At 56.5% G+C, this 17,853-nt stretch carries 14 protein-coding genes; 13 read left to right on the top strand and 1 reads right to left on the bottom strand.

Annotated features, from left to right (window positions below; genetic code table 11):
• Positions 1 to 60 precede the first annotated feature (60 nt).
• The 7 genes from GOV90_RS14190 (at position 61) to GOV90_RS14160 (ending at position 7,301) form a co-directional block, all read left to right on the top strand.
• On the top strand, positions 61 to 915 hold the full coding sequence (locus tag GOV90_RS14190) for a xanthine dehydrogenase family protein subunit M (RefSeq protein ID WP_171091895.1): 855 nt from the start codon (positions 61 to 63) through the stop codon (positions 913 to 915).
• 11 nt (positions 916 to 926) lie between these two features.
• Positions 927 to 1,421 (top strand): (2Fe-2S)-binding protein, encoded by a 495-nt coding sequence (locus GOV90_RS14185; protein WP_152457016.1) that lies wholly within the window; start codon positions 927 to 929, stop codon positions 1,419 to 1,421.
• Entirely contained in the window at positions 1,418 to 3,844 is a 2,427-nt protein-coding gene (locus GOV90_RS14180) for an aerobic carbon-monoxide dehydrogenase large subunit (protein WP_171091892.1), read from the top strand. Before GOV90_RS14185 ends, GOV90_RS14180 begins: the two co-directional genes overlap by 4 nt.
• A gap of 59 nt (positions 3,845 to 3,903) precedes the next feature.
• On the top strand, positions 3,904 to 4,779 hold the full coding sequence (locus GOV90_RS14175) for a MoxR family ATPase (RefSeq protein WP_171091890.1): 876 nt from the start codon (positions 3,904 to 3,906) through the stop codon (positions 4,777 to 4,779).
• Positions 4,776 to 5,963, top strand: coding sequence for a VWA domain-containing protein (locus tag GOV90_RS14170; RefSeq protein ID WP_171091888.1), 1,188 nt, complete (start codon positions 4,776 to 4,778; stop codon positions 5,961 to 5,963). The genes GOV90_RS14175 and GOV90_RS14170 overlap by 4 nt, the downstream gene beginning before the upstream one ends.
• On the top strand, positions 5,960 to 6,745 hold the full coding sequence (locus tag GOV90_RS14165) for an XdhC family protein (protein WP_171091886.1): 786 nt from the start codon (positions 5,960 to 5,962) through the stop codon (positions 6,743 to 6,745). The genes GOV90_RS14170 and GOV90_RS14165 overlap by 4 nt, the downstream gene beginning before the upstream one ends.
• A gap of 103 nt (positions 6,746 to 6,848) precedes the next feature.
• On the top strand, positions 6,849 to 7,301 hold the full coding sequence (locus GOV90_RS14160; protein WP_171091885.1) for a carbon monoxide dehydrogenase subunit G: 453 nt from the start codon (positions 6,849 to 6,851) through the stop codon (positions 7,299 to 7,301).
• A 238-nt stretch (positions 7,302 to 7,539) separates the two neighbouring features.
• Here the strand turns inward: GOV90_RS14160 and GOV90_RS14155 are convergent, their stop codons facing one another.
• Entirely contained in the window at positions 7,540 to 8,976 is a 1,437-nt protein-coding gene (locus GOV90_RS14155) for an arylsulfatase (RefSeq protein ID WP_171091883.1), read from the bottom strand.
• A gap of 252 nt (positions 8,977 to 9,228) precedes the next feature.
• On the opposite strand from GOV90_RS14155, the gene GOV90_RS14150 reads away from it, so the two are divergent.
• The 6 genes from GOV90_RS14150 (at position 9,229) to GOV90_RS14125 (ending at position 17,851) form a co-directional block, all read left to right on the top strand.
• Entirely contained in the window at positions 9,229 to 11,175 is a 1,947-nt protein-coding gene (locus GOV90_RS14150; RefSeq protein ID WP_171091881.1) for a DUF3604 domain-containing protein, read from the top strand.
• A 449-nt stretch (positions 11,176 to 11,624) separates the two neighbouring features.
• Positions 11,625 to 12,209, top strand: a complete 585-nt coding sequence (locus GOV90_RS14145) for an ANTAR domain-containing response regulator (protein ID WP_171092025.1) — start codon at positions 11,625 to 11,627, stop codon at positions 12,207 to 12,209.
• Positions 12,206 to 13,375, top strand: coding sequence for an ABC transporter substrate-binding protein (locus GOV90_RS14140; RefSeq protein ID WP_171091879.1), 1,170 nt, complete (start codon positions 12,206 to 12,208; stop codon positions 13,373 to 13,375). Before GOV90_RS14145 ends, GOV90_RS14140 begins: the two co-directional genes overlap by 4 nt.
• 270 nt (positions 13,376 to 13,645) lie before the next feature.
• The gene (locus GOV90_RS14135; protein ID WP_171091877.1) at positions 13,646 to 15,010 is read left to right on the top strand and encodes a CmpA/NrtA family ABC transporter substrate-binding protein; all 1,365 of its coding nucleotides are present in this window, start codon (positions 13,646 to 13,648) and stop codon (positions 15,008 to 15,010) included.
• Between the two features lie 73 nt (positions 15,011 to 15,083).
• Positions 15,084 to 16,166 carry an ABC transporter permease gene (locus tag GOV90_RS14130; protein WP_171091875.1) on the top strand — a complete coding sequence of 361 codons (1,083 nt, stop codon included), beginning with the start codon at positions 15,084 to 15,086 and terminating at the stop codon, positions 16,164 to 16,166.
• Between the two features lie 5 nt (positions 16,167 to 16,171).
• The gene (locus GOV90_RS14125) at positions 16,172 to 17,851 is read left to right on the top strand and encodes an ABC transporter ATP-binding protein (protein ID WP_171091873.1); all 1,680 of its coding nucleotides are present in this window, start codon (positions 16,172 to 16,174) and stop codon (positions 17,849 to 17,851) included.
• Positions 17,852 to 17,853 lie beyond the last annotated feature (2 nt).

The following is a 17,853-nucleotide window of genomic DNA, read 5'->3' as shown; positions in this document are numbered from 1 at the left end:
CACCCCACCGCGCGCGAGCTTCTCTAGCAGCCAGAACAGTTGCTGCAGGGAGGAGAGGCAATGATTCCAGCTGCCTTTGAATACTATAGACCAAAGGATTTGGCGGATGCTCTGTCCGTTTTAGTGGAGCATGGAGATGACGCACGCGTGCTCGCAGGGGGGCACAGTCTGATACCCATGATGAAACTCCGCATGGCCGAAGTGCCACATCTGATCGACTTGCAGGATGTGGAGGGTTTGAGCGGTATATCCATTGAGGGCGATAGCATCCGCATCGGCGCGATGACAACGCAACATGACATCATCGACAACGCTCAATTGGCGGCAGTAGCTCCGATCATGCGCGAGGCCTCATTGCAGATCGCTGACCCGCAAGTGCGCTACATGGGCACGGTTGGCGGCAATGTTGCCAACGGCGACCCGGGCAATGACATGCCGGGTTTGATGCAGTGCCTGGACGCGACCTTCACCTTGGTCGGCCCGGACGGTGAACGCAAAGTCGCGGCCCGCGATTTCTACGAAGCGGCTTATATGACTGACCGTGAGGACGAAGAGATCCTGACAGCGGTGGAGTTCGATGCGCCAAAGGGCGGGTACGCCTATGAAAAGCAAAAGCGCAAAATCGGCGACTACGCCACCGCGGCTGCTGCGGTCCTTTTGACTAAAGAAGGTGGGGCTTGCACCTCGGCTTCCATCGCGATGACCAATCTGAGCGACACTCCAGTTCATTCTGAAAAAGCTGGTGCTGCGCTTGTCGGCACGTCTGTGGATGATGCGGCAATCAGAGCGGCCGTGGACGCCATGTTGGGCGACATCGATCCAACACAGGACAACCGCGGTCCCATCGAATTCAAACGTCACGCAGCGGCGATTATCCTGCGCCGTGCGATCGAAAACGCCTGGGCCAGAGCCTGAGGAGAGAGATCATGTCAAAGAAGAAACATTTCACTCTTACCGTGAATGGCGAGGAGCAAGAGTTCCTGGCAGAACCGCGCGAACTGCTGATCCACACCTTGCGCGAAAGGCTGCGCAAGACCGGTCCGCACATTGGCTGTGAGACCTCGCATTGCGGCGCTTGCACCGTGACCATGAACGGCAAATCGGTAAAGTCCTGTACCGTGTTTGTAGCGCAAGCTGACGGTGCCGAAATCACCACTATCGAAGGGCTTGGTAACCCTGACAGCCTGCACGTGTTGCAGGAAGCGTTCAAAGAACACCACGGTCTTCAATGCGGTTTCTGCACACCTGGTATGATCACCCGCGCATCAAAGCTTTTGGAAGAAAACCCGAACCCAACCGAGGAAGAGGTGCGCTTTGGCATGGCAGGTAACCTCTGCCGCTGTACCGGGTATCAGAACATCGTCAAATCTATCCTCGCCGCCGCGGCCGAGATGAACTCTGCGAAGGAGGCGGCACAATGAACAAGGAACTGACCCGCGAAGAACGCGCCGACGCGCTAGGAGGAATGGGTTGCAAACGCAAGCGCGTTGAAGATGCCAGGTTTACCCAAGGCAAAGGCAATTATGTCGACGACATCAAGCTGCCCGGCATGCTGCATGGTGATTTCGTGCGTTCGCCCTATGCCCACGCCAAAATCGTGTCGATCAATGCCGAGGCCGCATTGGCGCTGGACGGCGTGATTGCCGTACTGACGGCCGAAGACCTCGCCCCTCTTGGTCTGCACTGGATGCCGACGCTGGCTGGCGACAAACAGATGGTTCTGGCTGACGGCAAAGTGCTTTTCCAAGGTCAGGAAGTGGCATTTGTGGTGGCAAAGGACCGTTACATTGCAGCCGATGCAGTGGAGCTGGTCGAAGTTGAGTATGAAGAACTCCCCGTTTTGACCGATCCCTACGCAGCCTTGGAATCCGACGTGGTTCTTCGCGAAGACCTGATGGGCGAAGGTGGAGCGATTCCAGATGGGGCCCACGGCCCCCGCAAACACCCTAACCACATCTTTACCTGGGAAGTCGGCGAGAAGGACGCGACCGAGCAGGTAATGGGGGAGGCAGACGTGGTCGCTGAAGAGATGGTGTATTACCATCGCACGCACCCATGCCCGCTCGAAACCTGTGGCTGCGTGGCCTCAATGGATAAGGTCAACGGCAAGCTCACGCTGCATGGCACGTTCCAGGCGCCTCACGCTATCCGCACCGTGGTTAGCCTGATCTCGGGCATTGAAGAGCACAACATCCGCGTGATCTCGCCCGACATTGGCGGCGGCTTTGGCAATAAGGTTGGGGCCTACCCCGGCTATGTGTGCTCGGTCGTGGCATCGATTGTCACCGGCGTTCCGGTGAAATGGGTCGAAGACCGTATGGAAAACCTGATGACCACCGCCTTTGCCCGTGACTACTGGATGAAAGGTAAGATCAGCGCCACCAAAGAGGGTAAGATCACCGGTCTTTGGTGCCACACGACAGCAGACCACGGCGGTTTTGACGCCTGTGCCGACCCGACCAAGTTCCCGGCTGGGTTTATGAACATCTGCACCGGGTCTTACGACATCCCGACTGCGTATTTGGCAGTGGACGGCGTCTACACCAACAAGGCGCCGGGCGGGGTCAGCTATCGCTGCTCCTTCCGTGTGACCGAAGCCGCCTATTTCATCGAACGCATGATCGAGGTTCTTGCGATAGAGCTGGACATGGACGCGGCCGAGCTACGCCGGATCAACTTCATCAAGAAAGAGCAGTTCCCCTATCAGTCCGCGCTTGGGTGGGAGTATGACTCGGGCGACTATCACACTGCTTGGGATAAGGCGCTAAAAGCCGTCGATTACGAAGGGCTGCGTGCAGAACAAGCTCAGCGGATCGAGGACTTCAAGGCGGGCAAAACCCGAAAGCTGATGGGCATTGGCCTGACGCATTTCACCGAAATCGTCGGCGCTGGACCAGTCAAAAATTGTGATATCCTTGGCCTTGGCATGTTCGACAGTTGTGAAATCCGCATCCACCCGACCGGCTCAGCGATCGCGCGCCTTGGCACCATCTCGCAAGGCCAGGGCCATGCCACGACCTTTGCACAAATCCTCGCAACCGAGATCGGTCTGCCAGCAGACAGTATTACCATCGAAGAGGGTGATACGGATACTGCGCCTTACGGTCTTGGAACATACGGCTCGCGCTCGACGCCGGTAGCCGGTGCCGCGACCGCGATGGCAGGACGTAAGATCCGCGCAAAGGCTCAGATGATCGCGGCCTACCTGCTGGAGGTGCACGACGATGATGTCGAATTCGACGTGGATCGTTTCGTGGTCAAAGGCGCGCCTGAAAAGTTTAAGACGATGAAGGAAATCGCCTTTGCCGCCTACAATCAGGCCATTCCGGGCATCGAGCCGGGGCTGGAAGCGGTCAGCTACTATGACCCGCCGAACATGACCTATCCCTTTGGCGCCTATGTCTGCGTGATGGACATCGATGTGGACACCGGTGTGACCGACATTCGCCGCTTCTATGCGCTGGATGACTGTGGCACCCGCATAAATCCAATGATCATCGAAGGCCAGGTGCACGGTGGTCTGACGGAGGCGCTGGCCGTCGCTCTGGGGCAGGAGATCGCCTATGACGAGATGGGCAACGTCAAGACTGGCACGCTGATGGACTTCTTCCTGCCGACCGCATGGGAAGTGCCGAATTACGAGACCGATCACACAGTTACCCCCAGCCCGCACCACCCAATAGGTGCCAAGGGTGTCGGCGAAAGCCCCCATGTGGGCGGCGTGCCCTGTTTCTCCAACGCGGTGAATGACGCCTTCCGTGCTTTCGGCCTGCGTCACACCCATATGCCGCACGATCACTGGCGGATCTGGAAGACAGCAAACGAACTGGGCCTTCACGGCTAAGCTTCTGGCGCGCGCAGCAGGGATGGCAGCGCGCGCCTTTTAAACCACTTGAGGCTCTGATGACCTGGACCGATCTCCAATCTGCACTTGTAGAACAGAACTACGTCGCCTCAGACGATCTTGCGGTGTCGCTGCATTTGGCTTTGTCATTGCACCGCCCTCTACTGCTGGAAGGTGCAGCGGGCGTGGGAAAAACCGAAGTTGCCCGAGTACTGGCTGCGGCCCAGAATACGCAATTGATCCGTCTGCAATGCTATGAAGGTTTGGACGCCTCTCAGGCAATCTATGAGTGGAATTACCAACGGCAACTCCTGGCGATCCGTGCGTCCTCTGAAGCAGGCGAGACCGGCAAGGCGGTCGAGGATCGGATATTCTCGCGCGAGTATTTGTTGGAACGCCCCTTGCTGTCGGCGATCACGCAAGACGTTTCTCCAGTTTTGCTGATCGATGAAATTGACCGCGCAGACGAAGAGTTCGAAGCCTTCCTGCTCGAGATTCTTGCCGATTACCAAATCACGGTGCCAGAACTTGGCACCATCAAAGCCACCACCGTGCCAACAGTTATACTAACCTCGAATGGCACCCGCGACTTGTCGGACGCGCTAAGGCGCCGCTGCCTTTTCGCTTATGTCGATTATCCTGACAGGACAACGGAACTCGCGATTCTGAAGGCCCGTTGCGCTGGGATTGAAGCGCTGCTGGCCGATCAGGTGATCGGGTTCGTCCAGGCGCTGCGCAAGGAAGAGCTGGAGAAAGTGCCCGGAATCGCGGAGACACTGGATTTTGCCGCCGCCCTTATGGGGTTAGGGATTGCCGATCTAACGGAAAATCCGGCAGCCCTCCAAGCCACACTCACGACACTATTAAAAACTCAGGGCGATCGCGCACATATCACCACCGAAGTGGCACAACGCATTGCGGGTAAGGCCGCATGACCCGCGTAACCCGCTTTGCTGGCCGAGATCCCGGCGCCACAGCGCGCATGGCGGGGTTCCTGGCCCATTTGCGAGAGAATGGCCTGCGCCTTGGCGTGCAGGAAACCGAAGCGGCTCTGGCGGCCTTGACCTATGTTGAGGCAGCCAACCCCTCAGAGGCGCGTTGCGCCCTCAAGGCGGTCTGCACGGGATGCAAGGACGACGCGCAGAGGTTTGATTTGCTGTTCGACAGTTTCTGGATGGATGCTGGTCGCGTGCGCACAAAGGTCATGCCGAAAATATCGGCCCCTACCAAGGGCGACGACAGCGTACATTCGTCACGAGATGCCAAAGGAGAAGACGTTGGAGGCGCTGGCGATGCGACAGCGCCGGACGGAGGTGAAGGTGATGCGGAAAGCAATGGCGACGGCAAGCTGATCGCCACCGAGATGCGAAACCTGTCCCGGCGCGACCTACGTGAGCTGGTACGGGCGGAAGAGATTTCCGAGGCCGAAGAGGTTGCCCGCCGCCTCGGACAAGCGCTGCGCGACCGCCGCTCCCGCCGTCGCATCGCTGCCCGTAAAGGGGACCGCCTGCATTTCCGCAAAACAATCCGGCGCAGCCTGGCAACAGGGGGCGAACCCATCCGACTCATTAAGCGCAAACGCCCTGATCGTAGCCGCAAAATCGTAGCCCTATGCGATGTTTCCGGCTCTATGACCGTATATGCGCGAGTGTTCCTGGCCTTTTTGGCCGGCCTGATGCGCGGAGATCCAACCGCCGACGCATACCTGTTTCACACACGCCTCGTGCGGATAACCGAAGCTTTACGCGATAAGGACGCCATGCGCGCCATCGGACGGATGTCCTTGATGGCGGATGGGTTCGGCGGAGGCTCCAAAATCGGGGAAAGCCTGGACCGTTTCGCGGCTACATATGCGCGTCGGTTCGTCGATGGTCGTTCGGTCGTGATGATCCTTTCGGACGGCTATGACACCTCTTCCCCTGACCACATCGACGCCGCGTTGACCAAGTTACGCAAACGTGGCTGCCGCATTCTTTGGCTGAACCCCCTCAAAGGCTGGCGCGATTATGCACCCGTGGCAGCGGGCATGGCGGCTGCATTGCCTCATTTGGACCGCTTTTACGCAGCTAACACGCTGGCGGACCTTGCCGCGCTTGAGAAGGAGTTGGTATCGCTATGACCCCCGCTGAGTTGTTTTCTTCAGACCTGGCAGAAACAGCCCTATCTCTGCGCGCCAATGAACAACCGTTTGCCTTTGCCACAATCGTGCGTACTGCGGGAACCACTGCGGCAAAACCTGGCGCAAAGGCAATCATTGGTGCGGATGGCACTATCTTGCACGGGTTTCTTGGCGGCGGCTGCACCCGTGGCGCTGTGAGGCGAGCCACCTTGGAGGCTCTCGAAACCGGCGCACCTAAGCTTGTGTCGGTCGCGCCGGAAGACTTTTTAAACGATATCGGCGTCAGTGCCGGAGCAATGATGGAGGGCGTACTCTATGCGCGCAACGGTTGTCCCTCTCGTGGTACCATCGACATCTTCATTGAGCCTTGTCTTCCGATGCCAGAGTTAACAGTACTTGGGAACTCGCCTGTCGCAGAAGCTTTGGCACAAATCGCACCACGTTTTCACTGGTCGATAACACGTGCCTTGGATGGGGAGAATGCACTAGGAAAGATGAGTGCGGTCGTCGTTGCGACGCAAGGGCAGGGCGATCTGGACGCCTTGCGCGACGCGCTTGCGTACGAAGCAAACTATGTCGCTTTTGTAGGCAGTAAAAAGAAGTTCGCTGCCCTTTCAAAAAAGCTCTCTGAAGCCGGTGTGCCCGAGATCACACTTGCGACCGTCTCAGCCCCAGCCGGTTTGGACATTGGTGCTGTCACGCCAGAAGAAATCGCGCTCTCCATTCTGGCGGAACTGGTCACCGTGCGCAGGAATTCCGCCGAAAGAGATCCAAATTCGTAAACTTTTCAAAATCTTAACTCGTATCTTCAAGCCCTCTAGTGAGCAGGCTGAGGTGCTTGCAAAGATCAAATACCCCTGTTGCTGAACAAAGGAAGGAACCGCCATGGAACTGGCCGACGAAATTCTCATCGATGCCCCGCGCGACGTGGTTTATGCAGCGTTGAACGACCCCGAGATACTGAAACGCTGTATCCCCGGGTGCGAAGAGCTGATCAAGAAGTCTGACACCGAACTTGAAGCCAAAGTTGTTCTTAAAGTTGGACCCGTGAAAGCGAAATTCAGCGGAGATGTGATCCTTAAAACCGACGGCGCGCCAGAGACATTTTCGCTGGAAGGCCAAGGCAATGGTGGCGCAGCTGGCCATGCAAGAGGCGGCGCTGACGTAACTCTGACCGAAAATGGCTCTCAGACCATTCTGCGCTACGAAGCCAAAGCCGTGATCGGCGGTAAGTTGGCGCAACTTGGAAGCCGTCTAATTCAGAGTACAGCGAAGAAACTAGCGGCCAAGTTCTTCAAATCCTTTGCAGACGTCATGTCGGAAGAACCCGTTGCTTGACCCACACGTTTATACGGAACATCCGGTTGATGTCCTTGGACATGCAGGTGACTTGTTTAAACGCTGGTAAGCAGCTTGTTTTGATCACATCGATCAGTATCAAGCGCGGAGCGGTGAGCATAATCGCGACATCTAAGAAAGGGTTGGCTGTGTTAGTGCAGTGAGCGACAGCTTTTTCCGCATAGCGGACACCGGGGCTCGATGCAGTCAAGGTCAACCATGCCGACAAACCTGCCGTTCAGTTTTTGGGAGGTTCGTAGGGATCCGGCGTTCCGGGCGGGATTGGCGGGTGCTCTTTGAACGTTGCGATGTGTTCCTGCAACTGCGGCAACGCCTTTTCGACCGCCCATGTGTAAGGGAAAAGTACGCTTTCACGCTCGTGCGGATCATTCAGAAGATTGTAGACCCGTGGTGTATCGAAAGACTCCGTCGCACCAAAAGCCGTTGTGTTCTCTTTGAACAGGACTTTCCAGTCCTTCCATTTGACGCCGAATATCTGCTCGCCCATGTAGACGATCACGCCTTCTCGGTTAGAACGCGGTTGGATGCCCAGAAAGAACTTGGATTGGTCGATGCCATCAAAGGCCCTGTCATCAGGCACCTTGCCACCTGCAAATGCGGCCAGTGTTGGATAAAGGTCCATCGAGTGGACAACGTCATTGCTTTCCGAACCAGCGGGAATCTTCCCCGGCCACTTGATTGCGAAGGGCACGCGCATGCTTCCTTCGAGACTGGTGAACAGAGTACCGCGCCAAGGCCCGGCTGTACCATGTACTGCAGGAATCGGCGAGACATTTGCGTTTCCAACCGGAAGAGCTTCGGGGCCGTTGTCAGCAGTAAAGATCACCACCGTTTCGTCGGAAACACCAGCATCCTCAAGTGCATCAACGATGCGTCCGATATAGCTATCTGTTTGAAGTAGAATGTCAGCCCAGACGCCGTTTCCCGTGGCGCCATCAAATTCTTCGGACACGATGTTTGGATAGTGGGTCTGCGTATAGGCAAGATAGATGAAGAATGGTGCATCTTCCCCGCTCTTGGTTTCGATGAAATCAATGGCTTTCTTTGTCAGGTCGCCATCTATCTCGCCGCGATAATCCAGATCATAGTCGCGCGCTATGGTTGCTGGCGCACCTGCAACACCCTGCATCACAACCGGTTCTTCCATGTTGGCTTCGGCAAAGCCCGGCAGCGAGCGCCAGACTGTGACATCAGTGGTTTCAACGCCGTAAAACTCGTCGAATCCTTGATTCGTTGGATAGCGCCCCTCGGTCCAGCCAAGGTGCCATTTGCCATACATGGCCGTGTTATACCCTGCTTCCTTGAGCATCTCGGCCATTGTGATTTCCCACTGGGTCAGACCGTAGATGCCACCTCCAAGTGGCACCGTATGATTGCCACTCCGAATGCCGTAACGACCGGTCATAGTCGCTGCACGGGACGGCGTGCATTGACTTTCAACGTTGAAGTTCGTGAGTCGTAATCCTTCCGCGGCCAGGTCGTCCATCTCCGGGGTCGCTGCACCACGGATTATGCCGCCTCCATTGAATCCGGGTTCGCCCCAGCCAAAATTATCTAGAAATATGAATACGATGTTGGGTTTGTCTTGAGCTGAAGCGACCGTGGCAAATAGAAGAGATAAGCAAAGTAGGAATGTGCGAGAAAACCATTTCATGACAGCGGCTCCGATCAAGATCACGTGCTCAAGACCGACGAACCAAGTCACCAATCGTCAAGAACGACCATTCGGTACAGAGTTTTGAAGCAGCAGCTGGGCGTCCAGTTACGGGCGAAGCTGCAATCAGCGATCAATCGAATCTCCTCCGCGATCCCTTGTGATCAACTAAGAAAAACCTTTGTTTTCCTTGACGAACAGCCCACTCAGATGTTGCCATAGTCTGGCATTCAGCTCGGCTGGGAGGTTCAAATGAAGTTTTTTCTGACGACATCGACAGCAATCGTTTCCGCAGCATTCATAACAAGCCCTTCAAATGCTCAAGAGGCCGCACAAGGCGGGCAAGTTGGAGAGATGACCATATCGGTCGATGATATGCGTGAACCCGCGCCCGCCGATTTCTCACCCTATGCAGGTCGAGACTTTCCTACACGACCTCTGTGGGGTGACACTCACCTGCACACGTCAAACTCGCTCGACGCCCGCGGATTTGGCGTCATTCTGAGCCCCGACGATGCCTATAGGTTTGCGCGAGGTGAGGAAGTCACCACGTCGCACGGTTTGCGCGTGAAGTTGTCGCGACCGCTCGACTGGCTTGTTGTATCCGATCACTCTGACGCCATGGGCGCTATGAATGAGATCGTTGCGGGGAACTCCACGCTGATGCGCGACCCGACGCTTCGAGACTGGAACGAACGCCTCAACGCCGGGGGGGATGTCGCGCTTGGCGCAACAATGGAAGTTATCGAAACCTTTGCTGGCATCACCGGGGACGCTCTTCCCGAGGCTGTTTCAGATCGTAGGTTCGTACAATCCGTCTGGGACGAGTTCACGCAAACTGCGGATCATCACAACGCCCCCGGTACATTCACAGCGTTCATTGGATATGAATGGACGTCCACCGAAGCTGGCAACAACCTCCACCGCAACGTGATCTACCGCGATGATGCCATTCGCGCACGGCAGATGCTGCCTTTCACTACCGCAGAAACCTTTAATCCGGAACGGTTATGGGACTGGATGGAAACATATGAACAAGAGACTGGCGGGCGTGTGCTGGCCCTTGCCCACAACGGCAACGTCTCTAACGGTCTTATGTTCCCGGTCGAAACCAACCCGGAAACGGGTGAGCCGTTGACAGGTGACTATGCAGAACGGCGCGCGAAGTGGGAACCAATGTACGAAATCACCCAAATCAAAGGTGACGGAGAAACACATCCATTCCTAAGCCCAAACGATGAGTTCGCAGACTATGAAACTTGGGATAAATCCAACCTGGGTCCAACGCCCAAAGAAGATTGGATGCTCCAATATGAATATGCGCGTGAGGCATTGAAGAACGGTCTCAAGCTAGAGGCTCAGCTCGGCACCAATCCATACAAATTCGGAGTAGTGGGATCGACCGACAGCCATACGGCTTTGGCAACGGCGGAAGAAGACAATTTCTTTGGCAAACACTCTGGCGTCGAACCAGAGCCCGGACGTTGGCAGCATGTTGTTGGTGAGTTTGATGCAACAAGAATTCTTGGATGGGAGATGGCAGCTTCTGGCTATGCAGCGGTCTGGGCTCGGGACAACACGCGCGAAGCAATATTCGATGCAATGGAGCGGAAAGAGGTCTATGGGACAACCGGCAGTCGCATCGCGGTTCGTTTCTTTGGTGGCTGGGACTTTACCGAAGATGATGCAAGATCTCGTTTGCCCGCGGAAATCGGATATGAAAAAGGCGTTCCAATGGGTGGGGACCTCGCAAACGCGACAGAAGGCGCAGACGCCCCAACATTCTTGGTTGCTGCGCTGAAAGATCCGTTCTCCGGCAATCTAGACCGCGTTCAGATTGTGAAAGGTTGGTTAAATGCCAGCGGCGAAACTGAAGAGCGGGTTTATGACGTGGCTTGGTCAGGAGACCGAGAACCCGATGCGGACGGTAACCTGCCAGCAGTGGGGAACACCGTGGATGTTGCAGCGGGTACGTTTACCAATTCGATTGGGTCTCCAGAGCTAATCACTGTTTGGACGGACCCTGAATTCGATCCTTCAGTGCGGGCTTTCTACTATGCCCGCGTCTTGGAAATCCCCACGCCGAGGTGGACAATTTACGATGCCGTTCGTTTTGGAGACGAATTGCCTGCCGACGTGCCCACGTCAACACAGGAACGCGCTTACACGTCGCCAATTTGGTATACTCCCGGAGGGTGAAGTATACTTAATCTCTGCGTCGTTACTGTGAATCCCCGGCAGGTCTTGTTGACGCAACATTAGGCCAATCCGTTCATGCGAACGTCCACTTTTAGGGCTCGAAGCAGACCTTCGCTGCACTTTATTTAGGTGTATGTTATTCGTATCTTACGGGTCGTTCCGTCAGACACGGGCAGACACTGTTTTAGCTGTCAAAGCGGAGCTTCGATTTTGATCTGTAGATGGAGGTGAAATTTGGTCCCTCAAAGCCAACGGGTGGCGCAACAAAGAAACCAAAATATTTTATGCGATATGCTACCACGGCTTCCTTTGATGGCATGTAGAAAAACTGTGCAGGTATTCCGCTAAGCTTGAAATCAAGCTGAAAAATTGGGCGAACCGTCAGCGAGATGAAGCGTTAAATGGCGCTGGAATTGCTACCAATGAGCCTTGGCCCCACTTGTGACCTTATGAACCAACATCTAACTGTCGTTGTAGTCGAACAGAACCAAGAACGTGCCTTTGCGATTGTGGATGCTCTTAAAGAGGCCGGAGACGTAGACGTTTCTGTAATCGGCAGTGTTTCTGGGCTGGCAAGGAAAATTGCTACTCATAGCCCGGATATTGTTCTGATTGATATCGACAACCCCTCTCGTGACATGTTGGAAGAACTTACCGTGGCTTCGGGCCCGATGGAGCGACCGGTGGCCATGTTCGTCTCAGGCGCCGCAGGCGGATTGGCGAAAGCTGCTGTTGAGGCCGGTGTATCAGCTTATGTTGTCGATGGATTGCAAGCTGAGCGCATTAAACCTGTCATCGATACCGCCATCGCTCGGTTTCAAGTGCTGCGCCAAATGCGGACTGAACTTGCAGAAACCCGCCGTGCGCTTGAAGAGCGTAAAGTGATCGATCGCGCAAAGGGTTTGCTGATGAAAGCAAAGGGCATTTCAGAAGACGAAGCCTATGCCTTACTTAGGAAGACCGCGATGAACCAGAAACGCCGCGTCGCCGATGTGGCGGAGGCTTTGGTAACTGCTTCAGGGTTGTTGTCATGAGAACCGTAACGTTGCCCGTCGCATATATGCCTTTGGTTGACGCGGCTCCGCTGATCGTTGCGCGCGAGATGGGTTTTGACCATGCCGAAGGTATCTCGCTAGACCTGCGTCCGGCCCCATCATGGTCCTCTTTGCGCGACATGCTGGCATTTGGGCATGTGGACGCAGCACATCTACTGTCACCTGTCCCAGTTGCCATGGCCTTGGGTCTTGGTGGCATTGCCACACCGCTATCCGCTGTGTCTGTCTTGTCCTTGAATGGCAACGTTATTGGCGTTGGAGCTCAATTGGCTGAGCGTCTGGCCGATCAGGGCTATGACTTCGATTTCTCCGATGCCGCCGCCGCTGGGGCCGCGCTGGCAAAGGCCGCTGGCGACGTTTTGGTGTTTGGCGTGCCCTTTCCGTTTTCAATGCATGTTGAGTTGCTGCGCTATTGGGTTGCGGGAACCGGACTCGCCTCGAAGCAGGTCGAAATCCGCACCGTTCCGCCCCCTCTCATGGCGCAGGCGCTTGCGGGTGGCGAGATTGACGCCTTCTGCGTGGGCGAGCCTTGGGGCTCATTCGCTGTGGATGACAATGTTGGAGCCTTGCTTTTGCCCGGTAAGGCGATCTGGACCTGCGCACCTGAAAAAGTGTTGGCGGTCAGAAATGACTGGGCAGAAACCGAACCACATTTGCTGGGCGGACTCATGCGGGCCGTTTGGCGTGCGGGTCGTTGGCTGTCAAACACGGACAGCCGAACAACCGCATCCGAGATGCTGTCACGCAAAACCTACCTCAACGTTTCACCCGAGCTGATTGATCGAGCGCTGATGGGCGAGTTCACTATCTCGGCACGTGGCGAGCAACGCCATGTAGAAGGGTTTGTCGAGTTCTACGACGGTGCTGCCACCTTCCCTTGGCGCAGTCAGGCCAAGTGGATCGCGCATCAGCTGGCACTTCGGAACGGGATCGATGTTAGCACGGCCGAACGTCAGGCAGCCCGAGTGTTTCGCAGCGATCTCTACCGGCGCGAACTGTTCGGGTTAGGTGCCGAAACCCCCGGAGCGTCGGAGAAGCTGGAGGGGGCGCTTCCAGTGTCGACTGCTGTAGCGTCGACAAACGGAAGCCTGATTCTGCCGCCGAATGTCTTCTTCGACCGTCGTATTTTCGAGCCAACAGGGTAAGAGCGCCTATTTTTTTTGCATTGCAGCATCAATTCACGCTGCAATGCAGAAAAATCGCGTTTTGACGCCAAAAACTGGATGACCGCCTAGATCAAGGATGTCTTAATCGGGTCATCGGTAGGCAACGAAGCCCACCGTCGGAATTCGCCCAACTGTTTGGGCACCTCACAAGAGCAAAGCCGCTCGACCAACCGCCAACTCCTCCCGGCGGTGTGTGTCGGCGGCTTTTTTGTTTGCCCAGCGGGTTGGGCTGAACCGAAAGGGATCGAAATGAAAAAGCTTTTACTAGGCCTCGCTGCTACAACGGCGCTTGTGTCTCCGGCACTGGCCGAACTGGAACTGGAAAAAGACGAGCTGACCTTTGGCTTTATCAAGCTGACCGACATGGCACCGTTGGCCGTCGCCTATGAGAACGGATATTTTCTGGACGAGGGTCTGTTCGTGACGCTTGAGGCACAGGCTAACTGGAAAGTCCTGCTGGACGGTGTGATCGACGGGCAGCTGGATGGCGCGCATATGCTGGCCGGACAGCCTTTGGCCGCAACCATTGGCTACGGTACCGAAGCCCATATCATCACGCCATTTTCGATGGACCTGAACGGCAACGGCATCACCGTATCCAACGAAGTTTGGGAAGAGATGAAGCCGAACATCCCCAAGATGGAGGATGGTCGTCCGCAGCACCCGATCAGCGCCGAGGCGCTTGCTCCGGTAGTCGAGAAGTACAAATCCGAGGGAAAACCCTTTAACATGGGCATGGTCTTCCCGGTTTCGACACACAACTACGAACTGCGTTATTGGCTGGCGGCAGGTGGACTGCATCCAGGTTTCTATAGCCCCGAAAATGTGACCGGTCAGATCGGCGCGGATGTGTTCCTGTCGGTGACGCCTCCGCCGCAGATGCCTGCCACGTTGGAGGCCGGTACGATCTACGGCTACTGCGTGGGTGAGCCGTGGAACCAGCAGGCTGTGTTCAAGGGTATCGGCGTACCGGTGATCACTGACTATGAGCTGTGGAAGAACAACCCCGAAAAGGTCTTTGGCCTCAATGCCGAGTTCGCTGAACAGTACCCCAACACCACTCTGGCCGTGACCAAGGCCCTGATCCGGGCCGCGATGTGGCTGGACGAGAACGAAAACGCCAACCGCCCCGAAGCGGTCGAAATGCTCAGCCGCCCGGAATATGTGGGCGCAGACTATGAGGTCATCGCCAACTCGATGACCGGAACGTTTGAGTATGAGAAAGGCGACAAGCGTGAGGTTCCCGATTTCAACGTGTTCTTCCGCTACAACGCGACCTATCCCTTCTATTCGGACGCGGTCTGGTACCTGACCCAGATGCGCCGTTGGGGTCAGATCGCCGAAGCGAAACCAGACAGCTGGTATGACGAAGTCGCAAAGTCTGTCTACAAGCCCGAAATCTATCTGGAAGCCGCACGCCTGCTTGTCGACGAAGGCCTTGCGAATGAGGCCGACTTCCCTTGGGAGAGTGATGGTTACAAAGCGCCGACCCCAGCCGAGGATATCATCGACGGCATCGCCTATGACGGTCGTACCCCCAACGCCTATCTCGAAAGCCTGTCCATCGGTCTGAAGGGCGATCAGAAGATCGTCGGCTCGGACGTGCAAGGCTAATCCCGAAAATCCGCGCCCGGCATCTGCCGGGCGTGGCCCAAATATTGCCCCGCCATCGCAAGGACAAGATCAGATGACAACGGTCGATCCAGAATTCAACGCAGACGCCGCCCGAGAGGCGCGCCGCGCCCGCCTGTTCACCCGCATCAACGCCGCAGACAAGTGGTTTCAGGTGCTTGGCCTTAGCTGGGCCACCCCGGTTCTGAAGGCTGCCGCCGGAGACAATCCTCGCGCCCAGGTGACCGAGATCTGGCGTTTGCTGATCGTGCCTTTGTTGTCGATCTGTGCCTTCCTGCTTCTGTGGGCGACACTGGCACCAAAAGTGCAGACCTCTCTGGGTGCAGTCCCCGGACCGGCTCAGGTCTGGGAAGAAATGATCAACCTCAACGAGGACGCACAAGCGAAGGCTGCCAAACGCGCCAAGTTCGAGGCTATGGTAGAGAAACGGAACCAGAAGCTGATCGATGCGGGCCGGGCGGATGAGGTCAAGCAAGTCGCCTATACCGGTGCGCCGTCCTACTATCAGCAGATCTGGACCTCGATCAAAACCGTGTTCTTCGGGTTCCTGATCGCGACCGTAGTAGCCGTACCTTTGGGGATCGCCGCTGGTCTGTCCCCAACTGCGAATGCGGCTCTGAACCCACTGATCCAGATCTTCAAGCCGGTCTCGCCGCTGGCATGGCTGCCGATTGTGACCATGATCGTCTCGGCGGTTTACGTCACCAATGACGGCTGGTTCGCGAAATCCTTCCTGATCTCGGCCATCACTGTGACGCTCTGTTCGCTGTGGCCGACCCTGATCAATACCGCACTGGGCGTGGCGTCCATCGACAAGGACCTGGTGAACGTCTCCAAAGTTCTGAAAATGAACACTTATACCAAGATCACCAAGCTGGTGCTGCCCTCGGCCTTGCCTTTGATCTTCACCGGTTTGCGCCTGTCACTTGGCGTAGGCTGGATGGTCTTGATCGCAGCCGAGATGCTGGCTCAGAACCCCGGACTGGGCAAATTCGTCTGGGATGAGTTCCAGAACGGCTCATCCAGTTCTCTGGCCAAGATTATGGTTGCGGTCTTCACCATCGGCATCATCGGCTTCCTGCTGGACCGGGTGATGTACGCGCTGCAATCCCTCTTCACATTCACGAACAACCGGTGAGCGCGATGAGCATTCTAAGCTTCAAAAACGCCTCGAAATCGTTCGGCGAGGGCACTGCGCGCACGGATGTGCTGAAAGGCATCGATCTGGACGTGCAAGAGGGCGAATTTCTGGTGATCCTCGGGTTTTCGGGCACCGGTAAGACGACCCTGATCAACTTGATGGCCGGCCTGGATATGCCCACGAATGGCGAGGTCACATTTAAAGGTGCCCCGATCAAGGGGCCAGGCCCGGAACGGGGCGTGATCTTCCAGAACTATTCGCTGATGCCGTGGCTGACGGTCAGCGGCAATGTGGGTCTGGCAGTGGATACGGTCTTTCCCGGCCTCAGCAAGGCCGAGAAAGCCGAGAAAGTCGCGCACTACGTCAAGATGGTAGGCCTCAGCCATGCTGCTACGCGCCGCCCTGCAGAACTGTCCGGCGGGATGCGCCAGCGGGTCAACGTGGCGCGCGCCTTGTCGATGAACCCCGAGGTTCTGCTGCTGGATGAGCCTTTATCGGCGCTTGACGCGCTCACCCGCGCCAATCTGGCGGATGAGATCGAGCATATCTGGGAAGCTGACAAGAAAACCTGCGTTCTGATCACCAATGACGTGGACGAGGCGATCATTCTGGCCGACCGGATAATTGCTCTGAACCCTGATGGAACGCTGGGTCAGGAGTTCCGCGTGTCGATCCCACGCCCCCGTGAACGTGGGGCGATGAACAACGATGAGACATTCAAGCGCCTGCGTGCCGACGTCACCAAATACCTGATGGATGTGGGGATCGAGGCCAAGGTTGAAGGCTCGCGCATCCTGCCCGACGTGACGCCAATTCATGGCGTGCCCACGGCGGTAGCAGAAGCGCAGAAGGGGATGATCCAGGACCGGTTCCTCGACTTCTCACAATTGCACAAGGTCTACCCTACGCCCAAGGGCCCTCTGACCGTGGTCGAAGATTTCGACCTGAAAATCGACAAGGGCGAGTTCATTTCGCTGATCGGTCACTCGGGCTGCGGCAAGTCCACCGTTTTGACCATGGCCGCAGGGCTAAACGACATCTCCAAAGGCGCGATTAAGTTGGATGGCCGCCATGTCGAAGGGGCCGATCCTGAACGCGCCGTCGTGTTCCAATCGCCGAACTTGTTCCCTTGGCTCAGCGCCAAGGAAAACGTCGCGATCGGTGTGGATAAGGTCTACCCAAAAGCCAGCATGGCCGAGCGGCAGGATGTGGTCGAATACTATCTGGAACGCGTTGGTCTGGCCGATGCGATGGACAAATCCGCCTCTGACCTGTCGAACGGGATGAAGCAGCGCGTCGGCATCGCCCGCGCTTTTGCCCTGTCTCCCAAACTCCTGTTGCTGGATGAACCTTTTGGAATGCTCGACAGCCTCACCCGCTGGGAATTGCAGGAAGTGCTGATGGAGGTCTGGTCCCGCACCAAGGTCACCGCGATCTGTGTGACCCATGATGTGGACGAGGCGATCCTGCTGGCCGACCGCGTGGTGATGATGACCAACGGCCCACAGGCGACCATCGGCAAGATCACCAAGGTCGACCTACCACGCCCACGCACGCGCAAAGCCTTGTTGGAGCACCCAGATTACTACGCCTACAGGCAGGAAGTCCTCGATTTTCTGGAAGAATACGAACATGGCGCCAAACCCAAAACACCCGCCCCCAAGGCGATTGCAGCGGAGTGAAA

The sequence above is a fragment of the Ruegeria sp. HKCCA5929 genome, from assembly GCF_013034525.1.
Lineage (GTDB): Bacteria > Pseudomonadota > Alphaproteobacteria > Rhodobacterales > Rhodobacteraceae > Ruegeria.
Note: the sequence above shows the minus strand (reverse complement) of the source record. Positions and strands in the feature narration are given on the sequence as shown.